The sequence below is a fragment of the Pseudomonas sp. B21-021 genome (assembly GCF_024749205.1).
GTDB classification, from domain to species: Bacteria; Pseudomonadota; Gammaproteobacteria; order Pseudomonadales; family Pseudomonadaceae; genus Aquipseudomonas; species Aquipseudomonas paraglycinae.
Genome location: NZ_CP087192.1, coordinates 5,703,169 through 5,726,251, shown reverse-complemented (window position 1 = coordinate 5,726,251; position 23,083 = coordinate 5,703,169). Strand labels below are relative to the sequence as shown.

The window sequence follows — 23,083 nt, the reverse complement described above, 5'->3', positions numbered from 1 at the left end:
CCCCATGTTTACCGGCATCATCGAATCCATCGGCAGTATCCGCGCACTGACCCCAAAGGGCGGTGATGTGCGGGTGCATGTCGAAACCGGCAAGCTCGACCTGAGCGACGTCAAACTCGGCGACAGCATTGCAGTCAACGGCGTGTGCCTGACCGCGGTTGAACTGCCGGGCAACGGCTTCGCCGCCGACGTCAGTCGCGAAACCCTCGACTGCACCGCCATGAATGACCTGAAAAGCGGCAGCCCGGTCAACCTGGAAAAAGCCCTGACCCCGACCACCCGTCTCGGTGGCCATCTGGTCAGCGGTCACGTCGACGGTGTCGGCGAAGTGGTTTCGCGCAGCGACAATGCCCGCGCCGTGGAATTTCGCATCCGCGCGCCGAAGGAGCTGGCCAAGTACATCGCCCATAAAGGCTCGATCACCGTCGACGGCACCAGCCTGACCGTGAACGCGGTCGATGGCGCCGAATTCCTGCTGACGATCATTCCGCACACCCTGAGCGAAACCATCATGGCGTCCTACAAGCCAGGTCGCCGGGTGAACCTGGAAGTCGACCTGCTGGCGCGTTATCTGGAGCGTCTGCTTCTGGGCGACAGGGCCGCTGAGCCTGACTCTTCACAAAAGCCTGGCGGTGGCATCACTGAAAGCTTTCTGGCCGCCAACGGCTACCTCAAATCCTGACTGAAGGGGGTGCCTTGTGGCGCTCAATAGCATCGAAGAACTGGTTGAAGACATCCGCCAAGGCAAGATGGTCATCCTCATGGATGACGAAGACCGCGAGAACGAAGGCGACCTGATCATGGCCGCCGAATGCTGCAAGGCCGAGCACATCAACTTCATGGCCAAGCACGCCCGTGGCCTGATCTGCATGCCGATGAGCCGCGAGCGCTGCGAAACCCTGAAGCTGCCGCTGATGGCGCCACGCAACGGTTCCGGTTTCGGCACCAAGTTCACCGTCTCGATCGAAGCCGCCGAAGGCGTGACCACCGGCATCTCCGCCGCTGACCGCGCGCGCACCGTGCAAGCGGCCGCTGCGAAGGACGCGAAAGCCGAAGACATCGTCAGCCCGGGCCACATCTTCCCGCTGATGGCCCAGGCCGGTGGCACCCTGGCTCGCGCCGGTCACACCGAAGCTGCCTGCGACCTGGCGCGCATGGCCGGTTTCGAGCCGAGTGGCGTGATCTGCGAAGTGATGAACGATGACGGCACCATGTCCCGTCGCGCCGAGCTGGAAGCCTTCGCGGCTGAACACAACATCAAGATCGGCACCATCGCCGACCTGATTCACTACCGGATGATCCACGAACGTACCGTTCAGCGGATTGCCGAGCAGCCGCTGGACAGCGAACTGGGCCAATTCAACCTGGTGACCTATCGTGACTCCGTGGAAGGCGACGTGCACATGGCACTGACCCTGGGCACCGTTTGCGCCGAAGAGCCGACCCTGGTTCGCGTGCACAACATGGACCCGCTGCGCGACCTGCTGATGGTCAAGCAACCGGGCCGCTGGAGCCTGCGCGCCGCCATGGCTGCGGTTGCCGAGGCCGGCAGCGGGGTGGTGTTGCTGCTCGGTCACCCGCTGGATGGCGACGTGTTGCTGGCGCACATCCGCGAAACCGGCGATCAGGCGGCGGTGAAAAAACCGACCACCTACAGCATCGTCGGTGCCGGTTCGCAGATCCTGCGTGACCTCGGCGTGCGCAAAATGCGCTTGATGTCTGCGCCGATGAAGTTCAATGCGATATCCGGTTTCGATCTGGAAGTTGTAGAATACGTGCCCTCCGAATAATGACCGGTTGTTTCCGGCTCCGAATTCGCGGCAAATAAATCACTGAGGGACGCGAAACAGACGCGTCCCGGCTCTTTAAGAGATCTGACGAATGACCCTGAAGACCATCGAAGGTACCTTCATCGCCCCTAAAGGCCGCTACGCTTTGGTAGTGGGCCGCTTCAACAGCTTCGTGGTTGAAAGCCTGGTCAGCGGTGCAGTTGATGCCCTGGTTCGCCACGGCGTGAGCGAAAGCGACATCACCATCATCCGCGCACCTGGCGCCTTCGAAATCCCGCTGGTTGCGCAGAAAGTCGCCCAGAAAGGCGAGTTCGCAGCAATCATCGCCCTGGGCGCGGTCATTCGTGGCGGTACTCCGCACTTCGAATACGTGGCTGGCGAGTGCACCAAGGGCCTGGCCCAGGTGTCCATGGAGTTCGGCGTACCGGTCGCTTTCGGCGTCCTGACCGTTGATTCCATCGAGCAAGCCATCGAACGTTCCGGCACCAAGGCCGGCAACAAAGGTGCTGAAGCTGCCCTGTCCGCTCTGGAAATGGTCAGCCTGCTGGCGCAGTTGGAGGCCAAGTGATTAGCGACGAAAGCGATCGTTTCAACCCGCGCGATCCGAAACCTGCGGATGCCGGCAAGCCATCGAAAAGCGCCAAGCGCCGCGAAGCCCGTCAGCTCGCGACCCAGGCCCTGTATCAGTGGCACATGGCTCGGCAGTCGTTGAACGAGATCGAAGCGCAGTTCCGGGTCGATAACGATTTCACCGATGTCGACGGTGCTTACTTCCGCGAAATCCTGCACGGGGTTCCGCAGTTCAAGACCGAAATCGACAACGCGCTCACGCCTTGCCTGGACCTGGCGATCGAAGAGCTGGACCCGGTTGAACTGGCGGTTCTGCGCCTGTCCACCTGGGAACTGCTCAAGCGCGTCGACGTGCCGTACCGCGTTGTGATCAACGAAGGTATCGAACTGGCCAAAGTGTTCGGTTCGACCGACGGCCACAAGTTCGTCAACGGCGTGCTCGACAAGCTGGCTCCGCGCCTGCGTGAAGCTGAAGTGAAGGCGTTCAAGCGCTGATCCGCGCTTGAATACTTTTTCTCGGCCATGGGCGAGTTTGAGCTGATCCGCAATTTCTTCGCCGCCGCGCCTTGTGCGCAGGGCGGCGAAGGCGTTGCACTGGGGATCGGCGATGACTGCGCCTTGCTGGCGGTTCCTTCCGGGGAACAGTTGGCGGTTTCCACCGATACGCTGGTGGCCGGCGTGCATTTCGCCGATCCCTGCGATCCGTTTCTGCTCGGTCAGCGCTCGCTGGCCGTGGCGGTCAGCGACCTCGCTGCCATGGGCGCCACGCCCGTCGCCTTTACCCTTGCCCTGACTCTGCCGACGGTGACTGCCGATTGGCTGCAAGCCTATGCCCGCGGTTTGAACTGCATGGCGCAGGGCTGCGGCGTGGCACTGGTCGGCGGCGACACGACGCGCGGGCCGTTGAGCCTGACCGTCACCGTGTTCGGCCGCGTCCCGGCCGGCAAAGCGCTGACCCGCAGCGGCGCACAACCGGGCGATCTGCTGTGTGTCGGTGGTGAGCTGGGCAATGCCGCCGGCGCTTTGCCGCTGGTGCTGGGTCAGCGTGACGCCGAACCCCATATCGCCCAGCCGCTGCTCGATCATTACTGGTCGCCGCAACCGCAACTCGCCCTCGGCCAGGCCCTGCGTGGCAAGGCCACCTCGGCGCTGGACATCTCCGATGGCCTGCTCGCCGATTGCGGTCATATCGCACTGGCCTCAAAGGTTCGCCTCGAAGTCGAGCGCGAGCGTGTTCCGTTGTCGGATGCGCTGGTGGCGTTTCTCGGTCAGCGCGGCGCCGAGCGTGCGGCGTTGAGCGGTGGCGATGATTACGTGCTGGCCTTCACTCTGCCGTCCGTCGAGTTGCCGGCGCTGCTCGCCGACGGCTGGCCGATCCATGTGATCGGCCGCGTGACGCAGGGCCAGGGCGTGGTGCTGCTGGATCGCGACGGGCACGACATCACCCCGCAAATCCGGGGTTATCAACATTTTCAGGAGTCACCGTGACAGATCACCCGAAACAGGTTCCGGCCGAATTCGTTCCGCCGTCGGTCTGGCGCAATCCCTGGCATTTCCTCGCGTTCGGCTTCGGCTCGGGCACCTTGCCCAAGGCGCCGGGCACCTGGGGCTCGTTAGTTGCGCTACCCTTTATCCCGTTGTGGCAGATGCTGCCCGACTGGGGTTACTGGCTGATGCTCGGAATCACCATGCTGTTCGGCTTCTGGCTGTGCGGCAAAGTGGCCGACGATCTGCGGGTGCACGACCACGAAGGCATCGTCTGGGACGAAATGGTCGGGATGTGGATTACCCTGTGGCTGGTGCCGGAAGGCTGGTACTGGTTGCTCGCCGGGTTCCTGGTGTTCCGCTTCTTCGACATTCTCAAGCCGTGGCCGATCCGCTGGATCGACCGGCATGTTCACGGCGGCGTCGGCATCATGCTCGACGACGTGTTGGCCGGCGTATTTGCCTGGCTGGCGATGCAGGGACTGGTGTGGATTTTCGCCTGATTTCCAGGCGTGGATGAGGGGCACAGGGATGACTCGACGCTGGTTGGCGATAGTGGTTTTGACCTTGCTTGGCGCCATGGCCCAGGCACAGGACGCACCGCCGTCGGTCATTCACCTGGCCAGCGAAGACTGGGAAGACTACACCGCCGCCGATGGCCATGGCCTGGGCTGGGACGTGTTGCGCAAAGTCTTCGAGCCGGCCGGCGTGACCCTGGATATTCGCACCGTGCCCTACACCCGCTCGGTCGGGCTGGTGCAGTTGAAGGAAGCCGACGCACTGGTCGGTTCCTATCGCGGTGAAGCCGAGCAGGTGCTGTACCCGAAATGGAATTTCGATTCCGACCACATCTACGCGCTCGGCCTGGCCAGCAATCCTTCGCCGACCCAGGCGACGCTGGGCAAATACCGACTGGCCTGGGTGCGCGGCTATCGCTACGAAACCTACCTGCCGAACGTCAAACGCTTCAATCAGATCGAGCGCCGCACCGGCATCCTGTCGATGCTCAAGCAGGGGCGGGCGGATTACTACATCGATGCGCTGACGGAAATCGAAGCGGTGGTGAGAAACGCCGCCGACCCGTCGCAGTACCGTTATTCGCATCTGGCGGAATTGCCGCTGTACCTCGGTTTCGCCGACACCCCGCAAGCCCGCGCACTGATGTCGATCTACGACCAGCGCATGGAGCAGTTGGTGAAAAGCGGCGAGTTGAAGCCGATCTTCGAGCGCTGGAAACAACCCTATCCCTTCGAATGAACGCGATAAGGGCGAGCCTGTTATCAAACTTTTTGATCGTTATGGCCGATAATTCAGCCTAAGCGCCTGCGGGAACCTGCTGTTACAATGCCGCCCAGCGAATCTTCAGACTTTTCAGATCAGGAGCACACCGGTGCCTGTCGTTTTTGTCGCCGCTTCCAAGCTGCCAACGCCTTTTGCGCAATTCACCATGCACGGTTTTCTCGATGAAGCCACCGGCCGCGAGCACGTCGTGCTGAGCCTGGGTGAGATTGCCGACGGTGCCCCGGTACTCGGCCGTCTGCACTCCGAATGCCTGACCGGCGATGCCTTGTTCAGCCAGCGTTGCGACTGCGGTTCGCAACTTGAGGGCGCCCTCAAAGCCATCGCGCGCGAAGGTCGTGGCGTGTTGCTGTACCTGCGTCAGGAAGGACGCGGCATCGGTCTTTTGAACAAGATCCGTGCCTACGAATTGCAGGACGGCGGCGCCGACACCGTGGAAGCCAACGAGCGTCTGGGCTTTGCCGCCGACCAGCGTGACTACGCCATGTGCCTGCCGATGCTCGAGCATCTGGGCGTCAAATCCCTGCGTCTGATGACCAACAACCCGCGTAAGGTCAAAGCCTTGACCGACATGGGCATCGTCGTCGCCGAGCGCGTGCCGCTGCACACCGGCCATAACCCGCACAACAAACTCTATCTGGCGACCAAGGCCAGCAAGCTCGACCACATGATGGGCAACGAGCATCAGGGCGAGGTAGACCGGGCGTGACCCGCGGGCAAGTGCGGCGCCGTCTGTCGATCGCCTGGTGGAAATACCTGGCGCTGGCGCTGGTGCCGCTGTTCGTGATCAACGCTGTGTTCGGCCAGGGCGAGGCAATTCTGCCGGTGCTGGCGATGCCTTTCTTTATCGCTGGCGTGGCCTCGATGTTTGTCAGCCTGAAGTTTTTCGGGCGCTACAAACATGCGCTGATCGCCACGCAAAAAGCCCTCGATACCCCTGAAGAGCCCGCTGCCTGGATCGCCCTGGCTGCCTGCCTTCGCAGTGCATTCGTGGTCGCGGCGCTGCCGGCATGGATCGGCGCGCTGGCGGTGTTCGTCGGCCTTGAAGCGGTGCCGCTGATGTTGCTGGCGCTGTCCACGGCGGTGCTGTTCTACCTCTACCGTATCCCGCGTCAACTCGCTTGATGCGGCGTCTCTGGCTGGCGGTTCTGCTGCTGGCCGTCAGCGGTGAAGCGCTGGCCGCCCTGCGGGTGGTCAGCCTCGCGCCATCCCTGTCTGAAATCGTTATTGAACTGAATTCGGCGGATCTGCTGGTCGGCGTGCTGGATGCCGGTGAGCGCCCGTCTGCAATCAAGGACGTGCCTTCGGTGGGCCTTTACGGCCAGCTCGACATGGAACGGCTGCTCAGCCTCAAGCCTGACTTGTTGCTGTTATGGCCCGGCAGCGTCGGCCCGGCCCAGCGCGATCAGCTCAAGCGTTTGAACATCCCGACGTTCGTTGCCGAGCCCCACAGTCTCGAACAGTTGACCGCGCAGATTGAAACCATCGCGACACAGCTTGGTCGTCCTGAGCGTGGGGTCGCGCGGGCCAGCGAGTTGCGGCAAAACCTCGATAAGCTGCACCAGCGCTACCGCCGTGAAGCGCCTCTGCGGGTGTTTTATCAGGTCTGGGACAAGCCGCTGTACACCGTCGGCGGCGGGCAGATCATCAGCGATGCGCTTGAAGTGTGCGGCGCGCGCAATGTGTTTGCCGACCTGAGCTTGCCGGCGCCGCAGGTGAGCATCGAAGCGGTTTTACAGCGTGATCCCGAGGTAATTCTGGCCAGCGATCAGCCGCAACTGGATGCGTGGCGCGCGTGGCCGCAGGTGGCAGCGGTCAAACACGGGCAATTGCTGCTGGTCACCGATAAAGGCCTGGAGCGTCCGAGCGGGCAGATGATCGAGGCGACTGCCAAGCTCTGCCAGCTGATTGCGCCAGATCGTTAGAGCTGCGGCGTCCAGGTCACGCCGAACATGAACGCGCGACCTTCCTCGCGATAGCCATACTGACTGCCGTCATGGCTGTACAGCGCCCGGCTGTAACCCTTGTCCAGCAGGTTGTCGACCTTGAAATCCAGTTTGATCTCGCGGTTCAGCGCCCAGCTGCTGCGCAGTCCGAGCAGTGCATAACCGCCCAATGGTTGCTGATTGTTCAGATCGTCGTAACTGCTGCTGACGGCCTGCCAACTGGCGCCGAGGCCAAGGCGATCGAACTGTCGATCCAGATCCCAGCTCAATGTCCGCCGTGCACGACGTGCCAACGTGTGGCCGGTGTCGCAGTCGCGGGGATCGATGATCGCCACGCCGAGGTTGCTCTGCCAGCCGAACAGTTCCTTTTTCAGCGCTGCTTCGAAACCGTTGATCCGCGCCGAGGCGACGTTTTCCGGACGTGAGTTGCTGCCGAAGATGATCGCGTCTTCCAGATCGGTCCGGTACAGCGAGGCTTCGAGGCGAGTGCTGTCGCTCAACTGGCTGCGCCATTGCAGCTCGTAGCTTTTCGAGGTTTCCGGTTTCAGGTCGGGGTTGCTGAAGTCCGGGTAATACAGATCGTTGAAGGTCGGCGCGCGGAAGCCTTCGCTGTAGCTGAGCAGCAGATCGTTGTCCGGGTTGACCGGCAACGTCAATGTGCCGCTCCAGCTGTTCTGGCCGCCGAACTGCTGGTTGTCATCGCGACGCAGACCGAGTTCGGTGGAGAAGCTGTCGGCCTGGAAGCGATGCTGGATGAAGGCTGCGCGGTTCCAGCGGCTGTCTTCGTCGAACGCGGTGCTGCTGTTGATGCGGTCTTCGTACCAGTCGCCGCCGAGGATCAGGCTGTTGCGCGCATCGAGGGTCAGATCGTTCTGCCAGGTCACCGAATCACGGTAGGTGTTGAACACAGAGCGTTCGTCGCTGAGCTTGTCGAAGGACTTCTCGCGGTTTTCGCTGTGGCCGAGTTCCAGGCGCGACTTCCAGCGCTCGTTGATCCGCGCGTCGATGTAGCTGCTGAAACTGCTGACGGTGAAATCGCTGTACGGTTGCTGCTGCACAGAGTCGAAGGTCACCGGGTCGAAGCGCCCGAACGGGTTGTCGAACTCGCTTTTGCCACGGTTATCCAGCAGGTTGGCGCCGACTTCGATGTCATCGGTCAGCGCATGGCTGAGGCTCAGGCTGATGGATTTGTTGCGGTAGGCGTCATGATCGCTGTCGCTGGGATACGACTCGTGGGTGCGGTCGAGGCCGGCGGTTTCATCGAGGCTGGCGCCGAGGTTGAAACGGGTTTTCTCGTCACCTCCGGAGAGGCCGGCACTGCGTTCCCAGGTCTGGTTGCTGCCGAATCCCACATGCATCCGCGGCTGCAAGCCTTGTTCGCCGCCGCGCCGGGTGAAGATCTGAATCACCCCGCCAATCGCATCGCTGCCGTAGATCACCGAACGCGAACCGCGCAGCACTTCCACGCGTTCGATCTGCTCGATGTTGAGGTGCTGCAGGTTGCTGTCGCCGGACGTCGAATTGCCGATGCGCTGGCCGTCGACCAGTACCAGGCTTTGCGCCGATTGCGTGCCGCGAATGTAGATCCCCGGCAGGCTGCCGCGTCCGCCGGTTTGTGCGACTTGTACGCCCGGTACCCGTTGTAGCAGATCGGTGACGCTGCGCGGTTGCAGGCGTTCGATGTCTTCGCGGGTGAACACGGTGTTGGCGGCGCTGCTGTCGTTGCGTGCTTCGACCTGACGGTTGGCGCTGATCAGCACGTCCGGCAGCTTCAGGGCCTGATCGCGTTCGAAATTGTCAGCGAGGGCATTGGCGGAGGGCAGCAGCAGGAAGGGCAGGGCGAGGCGCGAGAGGTTCATCGGTATTCCGTTGGTATTTCTGGTGTGCACAAAATTTCTAGCGACACAAAACACTGTGGGAGCGGGCTTGCCCGCGATGGCGTCGGTACATCCAACATCAATGTTGACTGTGCCGACCTCATCGCGGGCAAGCCCGCTCCCACAGGGATGGTGATTACTTGTTAAGCAGCTCCAGGCGTTCACGCACCGCCGCTTCGATCCCGGCTTCATCCAGCCCACACTCGGCCAGCATCTGCGCCGGCTTGGCGTGCTCGACGTAAACGTCCGGCAAGCCCAGGTGCAGCACCGACTTGAGGATGTTTTCGCGGGCGAGAAATTCGCTGACCGCGCCACCGGCGCCGCCCATGATCGCGTTCTCTTCGATGGTCACCAGCAGGTCGTGGCTGTTGGCGATCTCGCGCACCAGCGCTTCGTCCATCGGCTTGACGAAACGCATGTCGACCACGGTCGCATCCAGCGTCTCGGCGACTTTCAGGGCTTCGGCCATTTGCACGCCGAACACCAGCAGGGCGACCTTGTTGCCCTGCCGACGCACCACGCCCTTGCCGATCTCGATCGGTTCGAGGTCTTTCTCTATGGTCGCGTTCGGGCCGGTGCCGCGCGGGTAACGCACCGCCGCCGGGCCGTTGTACAGGTGGCCGGTGGTGAGCATCTTGCGCAGTTCGTTTTCATCGCTCGGGGTCATGATGACCATGCCCGGAATGCAGCGCAGGAACGACAGGTCGAAGCTGCCGGCGTGGGTCGGGCCGTCTTCGCCCACCAGACCGGCGCGGTCGATGGCGAACAGCACGTCGAGGTTCTGCACCGCGACGTCATGCACCAACTGGTCGTAACCGCGTTGCAGGAATGTCGAGTAGATCGCCACCACCGGTTTCGCGCCTTCGCAGGCCATGCCGGCGGCGAGGGTCACGGCGTGTTGCTCGGCAATCGCCACGTCGAAGTAGCGCAGCGGGAAACGTTCGCTGAACGCCACCAGATCCGAGCCTTCCTTCATCGCCGGGGTAATGCCCACCAGACGCGGGTCGGCAGCGGCCATGTCGCACAGCCATTCACCGAACACGCCGGAATACTTCGGCCCGCCGGCCTTTTTCGGCGCAGCGGCCGGGGCGTCCAGCGGTTCGAGCTTGGTAATGGCGTGGTAACCGATCGGGTCGACTTCCGCCGGGGCGAAGCCTTTGCCTTTCTTGGTGACGATGTGCAGGAATTGCGGGCCTTTCAGATCGCGCATGTTGCGCAGGGTGGCGATCAGGGTCGGCAGGTCATGGCCGTCGATAGGGCCGATGTAGTTCCAGCCCAGTTCTTCGAACAGGGTGCCGGGAACCAGCATGCCTTTTGCGTATTCTTCGGTGCGACGGGCGATTTCCCAGGCGCCGGGCAGGCGCGACAGCACTTTCTTGCTGCCTTCACGCATGCTCGCGTAAGTGCGGCTGGAAAGGATCTTCGCCAGATAGTTCGACAGCCCGCCGACGTTGCGCGAGATCGACATGTCGTTGTCGTTGAGGATCACCAGCATGTTGGCGTCGACTTCCGGCGCGTGGTTCAGCGCCTCGAATGCCATGCCGGCGGTCAGTGCCCCGTCGCCGATCACCGCAATCGCCTTGCGATCACTGTTCTGCAGGCGGGCGGCGATAGCCATGCCCAGCGCGGCACTGATCGAGGTGCTGGAGTGGCCGACGCCGAAGGTGTCGTACTCGCTCTCGGAACGGCGCGGGAAAGCCGCGATGCCGTCCTTCTGTCGCAAGGATTCCATGCGCTCGCGACGACCGGTGAGGATCTTGTGCGGGTAGGCCTGATGACCGACGTCCCACACCAGCCGGTCGTCCGGGGTGTCGAAGACGTAATGCAACGCGATGGTCAGCTCGATGACGCCCAGGCCGGCACCGAAATGCCCACCGGTCTGGCCGACCGTGTAGAGCAATTCCAGGCGCAACTCATCAGCCAGGGTTTCCAGCTCGGCTTCGCCTAACCGGCGCAGGCCGTCCGGCGTGTTCGCGCGGTCGAGCAGGGGCGTGGTCGGGCGCTTGCGGGGAATCTCATGAAACGTCGTGGGCATCAGGCGAATCGTTATAGGTATAAAAGATGCGGCAGTTTACCTGATGCATCGCCCCCTGCCCACGCGTTGGTCTTTTTTGGCTGATTAGCCTTCAGTTACGCCGATCGACGATATATCGGGCCAGATCGCGCAACGGCTCGGCAGCCGCGTCAAACGGTCGCAGCGCGTGCAGGGCCTGATCGCGCAGTTCCAGCGCGTAAGCCTTGGCCGCGTCCAGACCGAGCAGCGCCGGGTAGGTCGGCTTGTCGCGGGCGATGTCGGCGCCCTGGCGCTTGCCGAGGGTTTCGGTATCGCTTTCGACGTCGAGAATGTCGTCCTGCACCTGGAATGCCAGGCCGATGGCCTGTGCATAAGTCTGCAGGGACTTGAGTTCATCCTTCTCGGCACGGCCGCTGGCCAGAGCGCCGAGCTTGACGCTGACTTCGATCAGCGCGCCGGTCTTGTGCCGGTGCATCTGTTCCAGGGCTTTCTGGTCAAGCTTGAGGCCGACCGAACCGAGGTCGATGGCCTGACCGCCGACCATGCCGGCCGGGCCCGCCGCGTGCGCCAGCGCCGTAACCTGTTGCAGGCGGATGTCCGCACTCAGGTCGCTCAGGCGCGGGTCGAGCAGGGCGCTGAACGCCAGGCTCTGCAAGCCGTCGCCGGCCAGAATCGCGCAAGCTTCATCGAATTTCTTGTGAGTGGTCGGCTGGCCGCGACGCAGATCGTCGTCGTCCATCGCCGGCAAATCGTCGTGCACCAGCGAATACGCGTGGATCAGCTCAACCGCACACGCCGCGCCGTTGGCCTGTTCGGCCTTGCCGCCAAGGGCTTCGCACGCCGCGTAGGCCAGCAGCGGACGCACGCGTTTGCCGCCGTTCATCACGCTGTAGCGCATGGCTTCATAGAGGCGCGCCAGTTCTGGCAGCGGGGCGTTGAACAGGGTTTCCAGTGCCGCGTTGACCCGCGCCTGGCTGGTGGCCGAATACGCTGCAATCATTCTGGCTGATCCGCGTCGAAGGGTTCCTCGGCGAGTTCGCCATCGCGCTCCAGCAACACCTGGACCTTCTGCTCGGCCTGGGCCAGCGCCGCCTGGCAGTCACGGGTCAGGCCGATGCCCTGCTCGAAAGCGGTCAGCGAGTCTTCCAGCGACAATTCACCGTTCTCCAGACGCTCCACCAGCGTTTGCAGGTCGGCGAGGGACTGTTCGAAATCCAGTGCAGCTTTTTTGCGGGCCATGGCGGCTAATTCCGGTTGACGTTAAACCGGCGCGACACTAGCAGATAGGGGGGGTATGGGCAAATGAGCGGGGCTTGGATCACTCTGCGGATTTGCCTGGAAAACTGATCTGATAGCGCGTGCTGCGCCCACCGCCGGGCAGGCGTTCGAGACAACCTTTTTCCAGCAGCTCCGCCAGATGTCGGGTCGCCGTCGCCTTGGAGACTTTTGCCACGGCCTGATACTGCGCCGCACTGATACCGTGCTCGAAACCACGCTCACCACCGTCGAGCAAGCGGTTGAGCACTTTGATCTGCTCCACTGACAGCTCGGATTCCCGGTGCGTTTGCCAGAAGCGTGACTTGCCCAGTACGCCTTCAATCCGCGCAATGGCCTGTTGCAGGCTGCGCAGCATGGTTTGCAGGAACCATGTGAGCCAGTCAGTGATGTCCAGCGTGGCTTTCTGACTGGATTCTAGAATTCGGTAGTAGCCCGCGCGGTCATCGAGAATGCTGGCCGACATCGCATAAAAACGAATCGCCTGCGCTTCGCCTTGAGCCAATGCCAGATCGGTGAGGGTGCGAGTCAGGCGCCCGTTGCCGTCGTCGAACGGATGCAAGGTGACGAACCAGAAATGCGCGATACCTGCTCGCAGTAAAGGATCGAGGCCTGCCTGATGCTGACTGGCGTCGAACCACTTGAGAAAACTGTCGAGTTGTCGCTCAAGCCCTTGTCGCGGTGGCGCCTCGAAGTGCACGGTCGGGCGGTCGATTCGCCCGGAAACCACCTGCATCGGCTCATCGCCGCGTAAAGCGCCGACATTGATCGCGCGTGAAAAGAATCCGCTCTCCTGTTCCGGAAACAGCCACGAATGCCATTCCAGCAATCGCTCCAGCGTCAGCGGTTCGGCGAAGCGCCGGGTCGCATCAAGCATGAGCTGCGCCAGCCCCTCGCTGCGTTGACTGACTTTGTCGTCATCAGGGGATTCCAGCCCCAGGCGCCGTGCCAGCGAAGATCGCACGGATCCGACATTCAACTGCTCACCCTCGATGGCCGAGGAGGTCACGATGTTTTGCAGCAAAGCGTCCAGCTCTGTCTGCGCACTCAGTGAATGGCTCACGGATCCCGCCATGCCCATCAATTGACCTTGTGCCTGAACACACTGGCGCAACAACGGTGTCAGACGTTCCGCCTGCCAGTTGAAGTCGGGCCAATCAGGTTGCTGCCAGATCCAGTGAGTCGCCATTGATTGCTGATCCTGAGTGCGTGAGCCGATTAAAACCGCTATTCGGCTCATTTCGTGAGCCGAATATGACGCCTATTCGGCTCATCGTCCACTGGACGCCGTGATTCCCACCGCAAATCCACATGTATCCGATTGTTAAAAAACTGCCGAATCGCTAACCTTCGCGCCTTCTACGACCCGACAGTCACGGGTCTTTCAGACGAAACGCAGTATCGCCCACTGTGAAGCGCCGAGGATCGGGTGCAAGGTTTCGTTCAGGCATGGCAGGAGGCATCACATGCGTTCACTTCTTTTGCTGCTGATCGGCCTGGCCTGCGTGCCGGCGCTGTCGGCTGCACCGAGTGCCGAGATGTCGGAACCGGTGGGCGGCTGGCGCTATCACGGGTTGCTCGATCGCACGGAAAACCCGCAAGTCGCTTATCCCACGCCGCCGATTGATCGCGGCATCCAGCGCAATCGCACGATGATCGAGGGGCAGCTCAAGGCCATCGGGCATCTGCGCCCGCCGCACAGTCTGGCGGTGAATGGCAATCCACTGAATCTGTACACCGACGACCAGGGCCGTTTCGCCCGGCCGTATGCGTTTGGCGCCGGTTCCAACAGCGTCGAGGTGATCAGCGCCGACGGCCAGTCGCTCAAGCGCGTTCAATTCTACGAAGCCAACAATTTGCGCACGCCGGCGCGGATTCGCGTGGTGCTCGGTTGGGACGACCCTAAAGCCGAACTCGACCTGCACGTCATTACGCCTGACGGCCAGCACGCCTTCTGGGCGCGTCCGGCGATGAGCAACGGCGGCGGCCTCGATCCGGACGGCGTCGATGGCCCCGGCCCGGAAATGTTCACCATGACTGCGCCGCTGCACGGCACCTATCTGGTTTACGTCAACTATTGGGGCAACTTCGGTAACGGCGGCTATAACTTCGAGGAGACCAGCAACCAGAACGAGGTCATCACCTCGCAGATCACGCTGGTGCTCAACGAAAACACCGTCGACGAAAAACGCGAAACGTTCATCGTGCCCCTGCGGGCCATCGGTGATCTGCTGCTGGTCAAGACTTTCAACTATTAAGCATCCCGCCACGGATGAACTCGGGTTCTGGAAAGATGAGCGATAACACTGCTACACCGGCCGCCGTAACACCTGCGGGCAAACCTTCCCGGCGCTGGCCGTTGCTGGCGGTCGGGCTGTGCCTGGTGGCCGGCGTGGCGGGCGGGCTCGGCTGGCTGATGCACAAACCGAAGGCGCCGCCGGCGGAATTGGCCAGCGACAAGCTCGGCCTCAGCCGTCCGGACGCGCTGCTGGAAACCCGCTCCCTGAGCCAGTTGCCCAAGGACCTGCTGACGGTGCCGTTCCTCAGAGCCACGCTCACCGAGGATTTCGTCTTCTATTACGAAACCCACGCCGACCGTCTCGGGCTGATCGGCAGTCTGCGGCGGATCATTTACGAGCATGACCTGAAGTTGCAGGACAGCTTGATCGAGCAGCTTTTCGATCAACAGGCAGACGTAGCGCTGTGGCGTGGCGCCGATGGTCGGCTGAAGGATTTCCTGCTGGTGATGGATCGCGGCGGGCTGGCTAAAGTGCTGGAGCCGCTGGCGAAAGTCGCGCTGGATGATTCGCAACTGAGCGTGTTCAGCACCCTGAAGGTCGGCGGCGATGAAGTGCCGCTGTATCAACTGACCTACAACGCCGGCAAATCCCTGCTGTTCGCCTCCCGTGGCGACAAACTGGTAGTGCTGTCCAACCCGACCAAATTCTACGATCCGGAAAGTGGCGCTTCCGAAGAGTCCGGCCACGTCTCGCCGCAAGCGCTGGCGGCGCTGCTCAACGGTGAAAAACTGTTCCCCGAAGCGTTCGGGCTCACGGCCAAGACACCTGAAACCAAGCAGCGCCTGTCGGTCAATTCCAGTGTTCTGGCCATGGGTTACCAGCGCTTCATCCCGAACTTCGCCGGCCTGCGTTTCGACATGGACGACAAGGGCTGGCATAGCTATCTCGCCATGGACGAACTGGAGAACCAACCGGACTTCGATTTCAAACCGGTCTGGCAGGCCATGCCGCTGGGCGCCAGTGCTTGCGTGACCTTGCCGATTGCGGCCGAGCCGCAAAAACCGTTGCTGGTGAAACTCGGCGCCGAAGAAGCGGTGGCGCAGAAACTCACCGAACATGTGGCCGGCGCGGCGGGCCTGTGCTGGTACGCCGATTCGCGGCTGTACACGCCATTGCTGGTGGCCAGTCTGAACGACGAAGACAACGGCAAACTCGACGCGGATATCGGCACGCTGTTCGATTCGATGGTCGGCGCCTATGAAGGCAAGGTCGACGAACACGCGTTCCCGGTGGTCGAGAAACAGGAAGGCCAGAGCCACCTCTGGCAGCGTCAGGTCAGCTCCAACTTCGGCCCGTACGCGGCCAAGGATGCCGAGAACCCGGACGCGATCACCGGCCGTGCCTTCATGAAAGTCAGCCTGGCGCGCCACGGTTCGACGCTGCTGTTTTCCCTCGACGACAAACTGGTCGACAAGGCCCTCGGCACCCTCGACAAGCGCTTCCCGCCGATGGCCGACGTACTGCCGAAAGACGTGCTGATGCCGATCTACTTCGGCCCGGATTCGATGGCGCAACTGATCCAGCAGGAAACCCTCGACAGCCTGCCGCAGGACATGGAGCCGGTGTTCTACAACGCCGCGCAAACCTACCTGATCCCGAAACTGCGCACCCTCGGCGGCATGGGCAAATACGCCCTGACGTTGCCTGAAGGCAGCGAGCCTGACGGTCACTGGCAATGGCTGCCGCTGGAGTGGAAAGCGCTGTGACCGGACTGATTCGCAGCCTTGGCCTTCTGGCGCTGTTGCTCAGCGCTGGTGCCCGAGCCGTTGAGGCGCCGGCCCTTGATCCGCAGCAGTCCCAGGTGTTTCGCGCCTGGTTCGTGCGCATCGCCCAGGAACAATTGAGCAAAGGCCCAAGCCCACGCTGGTATCAGCAGGACTGCGTGGGGCTGGTGCGCTTCGCCGCCAACGAAGCGCTGAAAGTCCACGACGATAAATGGCTGCGCAGCAATGGCGTGTCCAACCGCTACCTGCCGCCGGAGCTGGACCTGAGCGCCGATCAGCGCAAGCTCGCCCAGCAATGGCAGCAGGGCGGCGGCAAGGTCGGGCCGTACGTCAACGCGATCAAACTGATTCAGTTCAACAGCCATCTGATCGGCCGCGACGTGTCCCAGGCACGGCCCGGCGATCTGATGTTTTTCGATCAGGGCGACGACCAGCACCTGATGATCTGGATGGGCCGCTACATCGCCTATCACACCGGCACGACCACCCCAACCGACAACGGCATGCGTTCGGCAAGCCTGCAGCAACTCATGACATGGAAGGACACCCGATGGATACCCGACGCAGCCAACCCCAACTTCATCGGCGTCTATCGACTGAACTTTCTCTCCCAATGACCGGTGCCCGCATGCTGCGTTTACTGCCTTTTCTGTTGCTGTTAGCCCTGCCGTTTTCGACCGTGAATGCCGAAGACACCGTGGAGCCAAGCGGCTATACGCCGTTCTCCGGTGAGAGCTTTTTCCTGCTGGCCGACAGCAGTTTCGCCGCCGACGAACAGGCAGTGGTGCGCCTCGAAGCACCGGGTCGCGACTACCGCCGTTTCCGCATGGAACCGTACGGCGGCGCCGACATCCGCGTGTACAAAATCGACAAGCCGCTGGACTTCCTCAAGCGCCAGAAGAACCTGCACCGCGTGGTCAGTGACGGCCAGTTCAAGGGCGAAGGCCTGTCGAACACCCTCGCGTACCTGTGGGATAACTGGTACCGCAAATCCCGTCGGGTGATGCAGCGTGCGTTCTCCTACGAGTCGCGTCAGCAAGTCACCGAGGAAGTGCCGGAGCTGAAGATGGGCAACGCCATCGCCGCGCCGACACCGTACGACGCGCAACCGCAATTCGCCCTGATTCCGGGCCTGCCGGTGGTCAGCCAGTTCCGCTATCCGCTGTGGCAGGCCAAGCCGATCCAGCCGCCGACCGGCGTCAATCTGGCCGGGTCTTCCAGCGAGTTCGTCAGCGTCGCACCGGGTAACGTCTACATCCCGCTGGGCAATCTGAAACCGGGCCTGTACCTGGTAGAAGCGCTGATCGGCAAGTACCGCGCGACCACCATGGTGTTCGTTTCCAACACCGTGGCGGTGAGCAAGATTGCCGGTGATGAATTGCTGGTGTGGGCTGCGCGCAAACACGAAGGCAGCTCGGTGCCGAAGGTCAATGTGCTGTGGACCGACGGCCTCGGCGTGATGAGCAGTGGTGCCACCGACACCGATGGTCTGCTGCGCCTGAAACACGTCAGCCCGGAGCGTTCGTTCGTTATTGGCGAGGACGAAGAGGGTGGCGTATTCGTCTCGGAAAACTTCTATTACGACAGCGAAATCTACGACACCAAACTCTACGCGTTCACCGACCGGCCGCTGTATCGCCCGGGTGATTGGGTATCGCTGAAAATCGTTGGCCGCGAATTCAAGAATGCGCGGGATTCGGTATTGCCGGGGGCGGCGGACGTCAATGTCAGCGTGCTCGATGCGACCGGTACCGAGTTGCAGCGACTGGATCTGAAGCTCGACTCCAAGGCCGGCACCCAAGGCCGTTTCCAGTTGCCGGACAACGCGGTGGCCGGTGGTTATGAGCTGCGTTTCAACTACAAGGATCAGGCCTACAGCAGCGCGTTCCGGGTGGCGGAGTACATCAAGCCGCACTTTGAAATCTCGCTGAATCTGGCCAAGCAGGATTACCGCACCGGCGAACCGGTGAAGGGCAGCCTGGTGCTGCTGTACCCGGACGGCAAACCGGTGGCCAACGCCAAACTGACCCTGAGCCTGCGCGCCCAGCAACTGTCGATGGTCGACAACGAGCTGCAATACCTCGGGCAATTCCCGGTGGAGCTGACCAGCACCGAACTGACCACCGACAGTAAAGGCAACGCGACCCTCGACCTGCCGGCCGCCGACAAACCGAGCCGCTACATGCTCACGGTGTTTGCCAGCGATGGCGCAGCGTATCGGGTCAAAACCACCAAGGAAATCCTCATCGATCGCGGTGCCGCCAGTTTCCGTCTGACTGCGCCGCAGCGTTTCAGTGCAGTCGGTGACAAGGTCGCGTTCAGCTACGCCAACGAGGGTGGCAGTGTGCAGGCCCAGGCCGTGGTGCCGAGCAGCTACAGCTGGGTGCGTCTGGAAGACCAGACCACAGGCGAAGGCAAACTGGCGGCGAAAGACAAAGGCTTCAGCGTGACTTTCGATCGCCCGGGCACCTACAACCTGTCGCTGAAAGATCAGCACGGCCGAGTGCTCGGTGCGACCGGTCATTCGGTCACCGGTGATGGCGTCAAGGCTGTGCCGGGCACTGTGGAAATCGTCCTCGACAAACCCGAGTACAAGGCTGGTGATGAAGCGCTGGCACTGATCACGTTCCCGGAACCGGTCAGCGATGCACTGCTGTCGCTGGAGCGCGACAAGGTCGAGGCCACCGCGCTGCTGGCCAAGGGCGGCGACTGGCTGAAACTGGAAAAACTCAGCGAAACCCAATACCGCGCACGCATCCCGGTAAAGGACAACTTCGCGCCGAACCTGACGTTCTCTGTGCTGTACACCAAGGGCGGTCAGTACAGCTTCCAGAACGCCGGGATCAAGGTCGTCGCGCCGCAGATCGACGTGGCGATCAAGACCGACAAAGACACCTATCAGCCGGGCGATACGGTGACGGTCGACCTGACCACGCAGTTCGCCGGCAAGGCTGTGCCGGCGCACCTGACGGTCAGCGTCGTGGATGAAATGGTCTACGCGCTGCAACCGGAAGTCGCGCCGACCATCGACCAGTTCTTCTACCACCCGCGCCGCAACAACGTGCGCACCAGCGCCAGCCTGTCGTTCATCAGCTACGACGTGGCATTGCCGGGCAGCCCCGGCGCACCGGGCAAGGCCAACCGCAGCGAACGCGGAGTGAAAGTGCTGGAGCGGCCGCGCCGCGAAGACGTCGACACCGCTGCGTGGCAGCCGGAATTGTTGACCGATGCCGACGGCAAGACTCGTTTCACCTTCAAGATGCCGGACTCGCTGACCCGCTGGCGCATCACCGCGCGGGCGATTGCCGATGACGGTCAGGTCGGGCAGAAGAAGCAGTTCGTTCGCTCAGAAAAACCGCTGTACCTGAAGTGGAGCGGGCCGAGCAAATTCCGCAAGGGCGATCAGCCGCAACTCGGCGTGTTCGCTTTCAGCCAGGCCGAAAAACCGGTCAAGGCTGAACTGGTGACGCACTACGCCGGCGCCGAACAGCGCCTGCCGGTGACGCTCAACAACGGCATCAACTACCTGCCGCTTCCGGCCTTCGCATTGACCACCGGCGAATGGACCGCCGAGCTGGTGCAGGACGGCAAGACCGCCGACGCCCTCGCTGTGCGCCTGACCGCAACCGGCGAAGGCTGGCAAGTGACGCAGACCCAGAGCCTTGATGTGGCCAACGGCGACACACCGCTGAGCCTGCCGGCAGACGCCACCGACATTCGCCTGCGTCTGGATGACAGCCCGCAAGCGCTGTTCCGTTCGGCCCTCGACGATCTGCTCAGCTATCCGTACGGCGGCGTCGAGCAGACCGCCAGCCGTTTGCTGCCGCTGAGCATCGCTTATCCGTCGCTGGCGTCGAGCCCGCAGATCCGCGACCGCTTGCGCCTGATCATGCAGAACAGCCGTCTGCGGCTGGTGCAAATGGCCGGGCCGTCAGCGAGCTTCACCTGGTGGGGCTTTGATGGTGAGCCGGATGCGTTCCTCACCGCTTACGCCTATTACGCCGACTGGAACGCCAGCCAGGTGCTGGATCTGACTCTGCCGCCGGAGCATTGGCAGCGGGTGCTGGAGGTCTACGCCAAGCAGGCGCCGAACACGCCGTTGCTGCAACGGGCGCTGATTCTGTCATTCGCCAAGCAAATGCATCTGCCGGTTAACACGCTGCTCAGCGGCTTGATGGAGGATCTGGCCAAGGCCGGGGAAGGCAATGCCGAAACCCTGATGGACGATGGCGAAGACAGTCTGGTGATGGGCGATCCGGATTCGGCGCTCGGTCTCGCGGCGGCGCGGGTCTTGACCGCATCGTTGGCGACCCAGTCGAAAGTCGCTTTGTCGGATGCGTTCAATCGTCAGCTGGGCGCTGCGCAACAGCGCTTGTCGGTCAGCTCGCAGCCGTTTGCCGAAGCGCTGAACCTGTCGCTGCAACCGTTCGATCAGGCTCGCGCGACAGCGTTGTTGCAACGTCTGTTGCCGCAGCAATCTACCCTCGAGCGTGCACTGGCGCTGACCTGGCTGCAACGCAGCATCGCTCAGGCGTCGCCGACCATCGCGCTGGCACCGGGTGAAGGCTGGAAGAAAAACTACGGCGCGACCGGCGAGATGTTCTGGACGTGGCAAGGTGCTGCGCCGGTGCCGAGCGTGTTGACGGTGTCGGGCACTCAGGAGCGTCCGTTGCGTGCCGCGCTGAGCTTCCAGACCCAGCAACCGGCGGTCGATCCGATGGCGGTGACCATCACTCGTCGCCTGTCGCGTCTGGTGCCGGGTGACGAAGCCTTCACTTTCAAACTGGAGCCGGTCGGCACCAAGCCGTTGTCGAGCGACAGCCTGTATCTGGACGAAGTGATCCTCACCAGCAAGGCACCGAAACCGCTGCGCTACGGCATGCTCGAAGTGCCGCTGCCGCCGGGTGCGGATGTCGAGCGCACCACGTGGGGCATCAAGTTGCAGGGCAAGGACGGCACTGAGCCGACTGCGCTGGAGAAGGCGCGTTTCGAACCGGGTCAACTGGCCTACGCGGTGCCGGTGGATGCGTTGAGCGGTGAATTGCGTCTGCGGCATCTGGTGCGCTTCTCGCAGAAGGGCCAGTTCAACCTGCCGCCGGTGCGTTTCACTCAGGTCTACGCGCCGCAGCATCAGGCCCGCGAAGCGAAAGCGGCCCTGGGTCAGGTCACGGTCAACTGACATGACCCGGCCGCTGGTCTGGCTGCTGATGTGTGTGATTCCTGCGCTGGCGACGGCGCAGGATGAGCCGTTGCGCGTGGCCTATCAAGGCGAGTTGCTGTCGCTGAACACAACGCAACTGACCGCTCGCGAGCCGTTGGCTGCATCGCTGGATACGCCGCTGGGCAGTCTGTGGAAGGTGTTCGTTTACGCGTGGCTGGTGGATACCGGTGCGCAAGAGCCGGCGTATGAATGTCGCGGGCAGTCGAAGGAAGAGGTTTATTGCTGCACAGCGGGTGGCAAGGTCGAGCGAGATCAGGCGCTGGTGAAATCCTGCGGGCTGTATTTCGAGCCGGCGCGCTTGGGCATAACCGCTGGCGATTGGAGAACCTATTGGCAGGCGCGACAGGCGCCGTCGTGGTTGCTGGATTTGCCATCGGTGCAACCGGCTACTCGGGTTTCCGTGGCTGACTTGCTGAAGGTTTTGTCTCTGCTGCCGGCTCAGGATCAGATGCGCCGTGTGCTGCTCGACGTGGTGCTGAATGCGGCGGACGGCAATGTCGTCGGTGAACTGGGCGGGCGCTTGCGGGTGAAAACCTGGAGCTGGCTCGGCGATCAGGACCCGCAATCACGACAGGGCGGATTCGCTGGCTGGACGGCGGACGGCTCGCCGATCTGGGCCGGTGGCCGGGGCACCAGTCAGATGGTTTTGCGGCATTACGGTTCGGCGTTGGCGACGGTGTTGCCCGCATCGTGGCCGGCGGAAGCGGGGCGTTGTGTTGAGGTGGGATTGTTCTCACGTTATCCGGTTTCGCGAGTGCTGTCGGGTGAGCGGGTTGCCGGTTCCGGCCCGTTGCAGGGTGATTACCGCGTCGAATTCGCCAATGGCAATGCGCTGGATATCCACAGCGATGGCGAACTGTTTCTGCTCAACGACAAACTGGTCGCCCGGCTGGATCGCGAAGAGTACGTCGCCCGTGTGCTGGAGCGTGAAGCCAAACCCGAACCTGCCGAAGCCGCCAAAGCGTTGGCCGTGGCGATCCGGACGTACCTGCTGCAAAACGCCACGCGCAACGGCGAATGTTTGAGCATCGATGACAGCAGCACCCGCCAGCGCGTCGCCCCGCGTCCGGCCTCCGCCGAATCCCGCAACATAGCGGCGTGGACGGCGGATCTGGTGTTGGCCGGCAGCACCGTCACCTATCACTCCGATCAACCCGGGCCCGACAAACTCGCCTGGCAACAAGCCGTCGAACAAGCCAATGCCGGCCAGCGTTACGACGCGATTCTGCTGCACGCTTATCCACGCGCCAGCCTCAGTCGCTGGGACAACCCGGTGGCGTCCTGCGAAGCGCTACCCGCCGCGCAAGATTGGCTGCAAAAGCAGCGGCGCGGCTGGCGTCCGAGGCTGGAAAGCGAAACCGGCTACAACGAAGTCAGCACGTTCGCCGTCTGCAAACTCGCCTTCGGCCGCCCCTTCGTCGACCGCGAACGCCAGCGCATCTATGTGCGCGGCGTGCTGTCCTTGCAGGACCGCCTCGACCTGACTCACGAATACCTGCACCTGGCCTTTGAAGCACATCCCAACGGCCAGGATGAAACCTATATCGAAGGGCTCGCCCGTCACCTTTTGCTGGAATAGACC

The 23,083-nt window shown here is 62.5% G+C and carries 20 protein-coding genes; 15 read left to right on the top strand and 5 right to left on the bottom strand.

What is annotated here, in order from left to right; translation table 11 throughout:
• Positions 1–4: 4 nt before the first annotated feature.
• The 10 genes from LOY31_RS25765 (at position 5) to LOY31_RS25720 (ending at position 7,069) form a co-directional block, all read left to right on the top strand.
• Complete coding sequence (locus LOY31_RS25765) at positions 5–682, top strand: riboflavin synthase (protein ID WP_085609113.1); 678 nt, start codon at positions 5–7, stop codon at positions 680–682.
• Between the two features lie 16 nt (positions 683–698).
• Positions 699–1,790, top strand: a complete 1,092-nt coding sequence (ribBA, locus tag LOY31_RS25760) for a bifunctional 3,4-dihydroxy-2-butanone-4-phosphate synthase/GTP cyclohydrolase II (protein WP_065259547.1) — start codon at positions 699–701, stop codon at positions 1,788–1,790.
• 91 nt (positions 1,791–1,881) lie between these two features.
• The gene (gene ribE, locus LOY31_RS25755) at positions 1,882–2,358 is read left to right on the top strand and encodes a 6,7-dimethyl-8-ribityllumazine synthase (protein ID WP_003228649.1); all 477 of its coding nucleotides are present in this window, start codon (positions 1,882–1,884) and stop codon (positions 2,356–2,358) included.
• Positions 2,355–2,855 carry a transcription antitermination factor NusB gene (gene nusB, locus LOY31_RS25750; protein ID WP_007955566.1) on the top strand — a complete coding sequence of 167 codons (501 nt, stop codon included), beginning with the start codon at positions 2,355–2,357 and terminating at the stop codon, positions 2,853–2,855. The genes ribE and nusB overlap by 4 nt, the downstream gene beginning before the upstream one ends.
• A 27-nt stretch (positions 2,856–2,882) precedes the next feature.
• Positions 2,883–3,848 (top strand): thiamine-phosphate kinase, encoded by a 966-nt coding sequence (thiL, locus tag LOY31_RS25745; RefSeq protein ID WP_258712393.1) that lies wholly within the window; start codon positions 2,883–2,885, stop codon positions 3,846–3,848.
• Complete coding sequence (locus tag LOY31_RS25740) at positions 3,845–4,348, top strand: phosphatidylglycerophosphatase A (RefSeq protein WP_007910933.1); 504 nt, start codon at positions 3,845–3,847, stop codon at positions 4,346–4,348. Before thiL ends, LOY31_RS25740 begins: the two co-directional genes overlap by 4 nt.
• A 28-nt stretch (positions 4,349–4,376) precedes the next feature.
• The gene (locus LOY31_RS25735) at positions 4,377–5,102 is read left to right on the top strand and encodes an ABC transporter substrate-binding protein (protein WP_085609111.1); all 726 of its coding nucleotides are present in this window, start codon (positions 4,377–4,379) and stop codon (positions 5,100–5,102) included.
• A gap of 133 nt (positions 5,103–5,235) precedes the next feature.
• Positions 5,236–5,853: a GTP cyclohydrolase II gene (gene ribA / locus LOY31_RS25730; protein ID WP_007955551.1), complete on the top strand. Its 618-nt coding sequence runs from the start codon at positions 5,236–5,238 to the stop codon at positions 5,851–5,853.
• Positions 5,850–6,269 carry a hypothetical protein gene (locus tag LOY31_RS25725; RefSeq protein WP_064382213.1) on the top strand — a complete coding sequence of 140 codons (420 nt, stop codon included), beginning with the start codon at positions 5,850–5,852 and terminating at the stop codon, positions 6,267–6,269. The genes ribA and LOY31_RS25725 overlap by 4 nt, the downstream gene beginning before the upstream one ends.
• On the top strand, positions 6,269–7,069 hold the full coding sequence (locus tag LOY31_RS25720; RefSeq protein ID WP_258712392.1) for a cobalamin-binding protein: 801 nt from the start codon (positions 6,269–6,271) through the stop codon (positions 7,067–7,069). The genes LOY31_RS25725 and LOY31_RS25720 overlap by 1 nt, the downstream gene beginning before the upstream one ends.
• Here the strand turns inward: LOY31_RS25720 and LOY31_RS25715 are convergent.
• The 5 genes from LOY31_RS25715 to LOY31_RS25695 all read right to left on the bottom strand — a co-directional run bounded on the left by LOY31_RS25715 (position 7,066) and on the right by LOY31_RS25695 (position 13,445).
• Positions 7,066–8,949: a TonB-dependent receptor domain-containing protein gene (locus LOY31_RS25715; RefSeq protein WP_258712391.1), complete on the bottom strand. Its 1,884-nt coding sequence runs from the start codon at positions 8,947–8,949 to the stop codon at positions 7,066–7,068. The genes LOY31_RS25720 and LOY31_RS25715 overlap by 4 nt on opposite strands.
• A 154-nt stretch (positions 8,950–9,103) precedes the next feature.
• Entirely contained in the window at positions 9,104–11,002 is a 1,899-nt protein-coding gene (gene dxs, locus LOY31_RS25710) for a 1-deoxy-D-xylulose-5-phosphate synthase (RefSeq protein WP_258712390.1), read from the bottom strand.
• Between the two features lie 91 nt (positions 11,003–11,093).
• Positions 11,094–11,981, bottom strand: coding sequence for a (2E,6E)-farnesyl diphosphate synthase (ispA, locus tag LOY31_RS25705; protein WP_064599720.1), 888 nt, complete (start codon positions 11,979–11,981; stop codon positions 11,094–11,096).
• Positions 11,978–12,220 carry an exodeoxyribonuclease VII small subunit gene (locus LOY31_RS25700; protein ID WP_007894317.1) on the bottom strand — a complete coding sequence of 81 codons (243 nt, stop codon included), beginning with the start codon at positions 12,218–12,220 and terminating at the stop codon, positions 11,978–11,980. The genes ispA and LOY31_RS25700 overlap by 4 nt, the downstream gene beginning before the upstream one ends.
• Before the next feature lie 79 nt (positions 12,221–12,299).
• Positions 12,300–13,445 carry a Fic family protein gene (locus LOY31_RS25695; RefSeq protein ID WP_258712387.1) on the bottom strand — a complete coding sequence of 382 codons (1,146 nt, stop codon included), beginning with the start codon at positions 13,443–13,445 and terminating at the stop codon, positions 12,300–12,302.
• 277 nt (positions 13,446–13,722) lie between these two features.
• Here LOY31_RS25695 and LOY31_RS25690 point away from each other — a divergent pair, with 277 nt between their 5' ends.
• From LOY31_RS25690 to LOY31_RS25670, 5 genes are read left to right on the top strand one after another with little or no spacing between them, the layout of a single operon-like run.
• Positions 13,723–14,514, top strand: a complete 792-nt coding sequence (locus LOY31_RS25690) for a YfaP family protein (RefSeq protein WP_007955537.1) — start codon at positions 13,723–13,725, stop codon at positions 14,512–14,514.
• 35 nt (positions 14,515–14,549) lie between these two features.
• Positions 14,550–16,262 carry a DUF2138 domain-containing protein gene (locus LOY31_RS25685; protein WP_258712386.1) on the top strand — a complete coding sequence of 571 codons (1,713 nt, stop codon included), beginning with the start codon at positions 14,550–14,552 and terminating at the stop codon, positions 16,260–16,262.
• A complete protein-coding gene (locus tag LOY31_RS25680) occupies positions 16,232–16,897 on the top strand; it encodes a DUF1175 domain-containing protein (RefSeq protein ID WP_258712385.1) in 666 nt (221 codons plus the stop codon). Before LOY31_RS25685 ends, LOY31_RS25680 begins: the two co-directional genes overlap by 31 nt.
• Positions 16,894–21,459: an alpha-2-macroglobulin gene (locus tag LOY31_RS25675; protein WP_258712384.1), complete on the top strand. Its 4,566-nt coding sequence runs from the start codon at positions 16,894–16,896 to the stop codon at positions 21,457–21,459. Before LOY31_RS25680 ends, LOY31_RS25675 begins: the two co-directional genes overlap by 4 nt.
• Before the next feature lies 1 nt (position 21,460).
• Complete coding sequence (locus LOY31_RS25670; protein ID WP_258712383.1) at positions 21,461–23,080, top strand: DUF2300 domain-containing protein; 1,620 nt, start codon at positions 21,461–21,463, stop codon at positions 23,078–23,080.
• Positions 23,081–23,083: the final 3 nt, after the last annotated feature.

Excerpts from the sequence above, each read along its gene's own strand:
- LOY31_RS25765 (WP_085609113.1), top strand. The coding sequence starts at position 5 with ATGTTTACCGGCATCATCGAATCCATCGGCAGTATCCGCGCACTGACC.
- ribE (WP_003228649.1), top strand. The coding sequence starts at position 1,882 with ATGACCCTGAAGACCATCGAAGGTACCTTCATCGCCCCTAAAGGCCGC.
- thiL (WP_258712393.1), top strand. The coding sequence starts at position 2,883 with ATGGGCGAGTTTGAGCTGATCCGCAATTTCTTCGCCGCCGCGCCTTGT.
- LOY31_RS25735 (WP_085609111.1), top strand. The coding sequence starts at position 4,377 with ATGACTCGACGCTGGTTGGCGATAGTGGTTTTGACCTTGCTTGGCGCC.
- LOY31_RS25720 (WP_258712392.1), top strand. The coding sequence starts at position 6,269 with ATGCGGCGTCTCTGGCTGGCGGTTCTGCTGCTGGCCGTCAGCGGTGAA.
- LOY31_RS25715 (WP_258712391.1), bottom strand. The coding sequence starts at position 8,949 with ATGAACCTCTCGCGCCTCGCCCTGCCCTTCCTGCTGCTGCCCTCCGCC.
- dxs (WP_258712390.1), bottom strand. The coding sequence starts at position 11,002 with ATGCCCACGACGTTTCATGAGATTCCCCGCAAGCGCCCGACCACGCCC.
- ispA (WP_064599720.1), bottom strand. The coding sequence starts at position 11,981 with ATGATTGCAGCGTATTCGGCCACCAGCCAGGCGCGGGTCAACGCGGCA.
- LOY31_RS25700 (WP_007894317.1), bottom strand. The coding sequence starts at position 12,220 with ATGGCCCGCAAAAAAGCTGCACTGGATTTCGAACAGTCCCTCGCCGAC.
- LOY31_RS25695 (WP_258712387.1), bottom strand. The coding sequence starts at position 13,445 with ATGGCGACTCACTGGATCTGGCAGCAACCTGATTGGCCCGACTTCAAC.
- LOY31_RS25690 (WP_007955537.1), top strand. The coding sequence starts at position 13,723 with ATGCGTTCACTTCTTTTGCTGCTGATCGGCCTGGCCTGCGTGCCGGCG.
- LOY31_RS25685 (WP_258712386.1), top strand. The coding sequence starts at position 14,550 with ATGAGCGATAACACTGCTACACCGGCCGCCGTAACACCTGCGGGCAAA.
- LOY31_RS25680 (WP_258712385.1), top strand. The coding sequence starts at position 16,232 with ATGGCTGCCGCTGGAGTGGAAAGCGCTGTGACCGGACTGATTCGCAGC.
- LOY31_RS25675 (WP_258712384.1), top strand. The coding sequence starts at position 16,894 with ATGACCGGTGCCCGCATGCTGCGTTTACTGCCTTTTCTGTTGCTGTTA.
- LOY31_RS25670 (WP_258712383.1), top strand. The coding sequence starts at position 21,461 with ATGACCCGGCCGCTGGTCTGGCTGCTGATGTGTGTGATTCCTGCGCTG.